The organism is Rhodococcus sp. (in: high G+C Gram-positive bacteria) (genome assembly GCF_049286785.1).
Lineage (GTDB): Bacteria > Actinomycetota > Actinomycetes > Mycobacteriales > Mycobacteriaceae > Rhodococcus_F.
The window spans coordinates 1-2,589 of the sequence record NZ_JBAQEO010000813.1 but is presented as its reverse complement, the minus strand read 5'-3'; the positions used below and the strand labels follow the sequence as shown (position 1 = coordinate 2,589).

Here is a 2,589-nt window from a genome sequence, read left to right as displayed (position 1 = left end):
AACGAACGTCGAGCATCGTCCTGGCCGAACCCGACGAAGAACTCGCATTCCACCGAAGCTTCGTGTTGCACGGCATGGGGTCTCTCGAAGTGGCAATCACGCCGCGTACGTGAATTGGGCAGAACCGACGCTCGGATGGTACGTCGTTCGAGCGTCGGTCGCTCCCAGCGTCAACGACGCGGCCCGTTGTAGGCGTCACGCTCCCACGGGAGCCGACCACGCAATTGGCGACCGACGAATTCGCGAGCAGCGATGCGGACCTCGGCATCGGGGTCCGTCTCGGCTGCGACGAGTTCCGCCAGCTGCGCTTCCATTCTCGTGAGGTCGGCGCGTGCATCCGTGATGTCGGGCCACCGAGCAGGTTGCGGCTCTGGTGCGTCCTGGCCGAGTTCGGTCAGGACGGCATGAAGATCCGCAATCTCGCGCACGATTTCAGGGAGCTCGTGTTCCAGCCGGGCGCGAAGTTGCCGTAGCATTTGCGCCGCGGTCCGACTCATGCTGGCCGCATACTCGTCAGTCACGGACGGTTCGATGGTCTGCTCCAGTGCGTCGATGACTGCCGTCAGCACAATGCGCGGATCGGGTGCGTTTGTCACTGCATCTGCCTTCTCATGCCACGTCCTCCGTCAGGAGGTTCCCTGCATATCTTGCAGCCAAACGTAATTCGCTACGAAAAGCAACTTCGGTCGCGGTCCACACGAACCGCAGAGGTGGTGATTCGTAAGTGCTGACGACCCATGCGGCATGTTGTGTGTACACGTGCTGCAACAGCGCGACCACATCGCGGTAGTAGTCCACCCGCTCAGGGCGCACCGTCCTGCCGGTGAGCTCACGATAGTAGTCGAGCGCTTCGGGCACTCCCCACAGCCTGTGACCGTTGATCACGACATCTGCAACCAATTCCTGACACTGAGCGAAATCGTATGCAGGATCACCGATTGCGGCGAGTTCCCAGTCGCTCATGGCAACGATTCGGCCGTCCCGCCAGACCTCTTCGCCGTGCCCGTTGGTCCCCTTGCAGAACACCAATTCGTCCAGATCGCGCGGCGCACGCGCCCGCAACGACGCCGCCGCTTCGGCTGCGGGTAGGCCGGGTGCACCACGGAATCTTCGTAGCTGCTCCAGTAGGTGGTCGACGAGCGAGTCGGCGGCTTCCGCGGGCGCGGTCGGCGCGGTCAGCACACGATCCAATCCCACGGCCCGCCAGTCGACGGCGTGCACCTGCGCGAGGCGAAATATGTGTTCCTTGGCCAGTGCAATGCGCTTCTGGGCCACCTCGGCTGGATCCATCGCCAGTTCCGGAAGCCGCCAGTCCCCTTCGATTCTCTCCCGCACGTACGCCGGCCGTCCGTCCGGCATCCATGCTGGATCGTCCTCCCACCACAGCGCTCGGGCGTGGGGCACGTCGGTGGACCCCAGCGCCTCGTAGACCCGGTACTCGGTATCCAAGGACGTCGGAATGACGCTCCCCGCAGCGTGGTCTCGGCGGATCATCATCGAATGCTCGCCGCGGCGGTCGGTCACCGAGAGCGCCCAGGTCTCACGCGAAACACCGCGCGACATCGGTCGTATCCCTCGAACGATCGTCGATTTCGCGTCGAGGCCGAGCGGTTCGGCGCGGTGAACAATCCAGCGCGCCAGATAGTCCGGGTCGCTCAGCACGACCGGAAGTCCGGTGTGCGCTTTCCGAAGAACGCTCGGGCACCCTCGCGGGACTCCTTGGAGCGGAACGCCAGTGCCTGCCCTACTGCTTCGGCCTCGATCGCGTCGGCGAAGGAACGCTCGAACGACGCATTGAGCTGCTTCTTGATGACCGACAGCGCTCGTCGGGGGCCGTCGGCCAGCCGCACGGCCCAGTCGTCGACGAACGCGTCCAGCTCCTCGTCGGACACACATCGGTTGACCAGGCCCATCTCGCCGGCCTCCGAACCGCTGACGCGAGATGCCAGGAGCATGATCTCCTTGGCGCGACCCAGTCCGACCAGTCGCGGCACCAGCCACGAGCCACCGCCGTCGATGGAGAGCCCCCGCTCGGCGAAGATCTCCCCGAACACAGCGCTCTCCCCCGCCACGACGAGATCACCGCACAGTGCGAGATTGGCTCCGTAACCGATCGCGCCACCACGTACCTTCGTGATGACCGGCAGAGGTAGATCGTGGATCAGTGTGCACAGATGCCCCACGCGCCGCATGAAAGTCATCTCGTCCGGTTCGATGGGTTCGGACAGATCCATCCCCGAGCAGAACGACGATCCTGCCCCCGTCAGCACGACGACCCGACAGGCGTCGTTCGCCCACACCGCTTCCAGAGCGTCGATGGCCTGATCAACCATCGCCTTGTTGAGTCCGTTCTTGCGGTCGGGTCGGTTCCACGTGACCGTCACGATCCCGTTCTCCGAAACCTCGGTGCGCACCACTGGCTCATCGGACACTGGCTCATCGGACACTGGTTCATCGGACACTGGCTGCCTCCTGTAGGAGTTGGGTCGCGAAGCGTGTCCGATGTGACGCGGGCACACCGAAAAGTACGTCCAGCGTCCTGGCACGTCGGAAGTACAGGTGCGCGTCGTGCTCCCAGGTGAATCCGAT

The 2,589-nt window shown here is 64.1% G+C and carries 3 protein-coding genes; all 3 read right to left on the bottom strand.

All coding sequences use genetic code 11. The features are described 5' to 3' along the window. Positions 1–170 precede the first annotated feature (170 nt). The 3 genes from WAW17_RS29295 to WAW17_RS29285 are packed head-to-tail and all read right to left on the bottom strand — an operon-like array spanning position 171 to position 2,432. A complete protein-coding gene (locus tag WAW17_RS29295; RefSeq protein WP_422336359.1) occupies positions 171–596 on the bottom strand; it encodes a hypothetical protein in 426 nt (141 codons plus the stop codon). A 13-nt stretch (positions 597–609) separates the two neighbouring features. Continuing rightward, positions 610–1,662 (bottom strand): phosphotransferase, encoded by a 1,053-nt coding sequence (locus tag WAW17_RS29290; protein ID WP_422336358.1) that lies wholly within the window; start codon positions 1,660–1,662, stop codon positions 610–612. Beyond that, positions 1,656–2,432 carry an enoyl-CoA hydratase/isomerase family protein gene (locus tag WAW17_RS29285; RefSeq protein ID WP_422336357.1) on the bottom strand — a complete coding sequence of 259 codons (777 nt, stop codon included), beginning with the start codon at positions 2,430–2,432 and terminating at the stop codon, positions 1,656–1,658. Before WAW17_RS29285 ends, WAW17_RS29290 begins: the two co-directional genes overlap by 7 nt. Between the last annotated feature and the right edge of the window lie 157 nt (positions 2,433–2,589).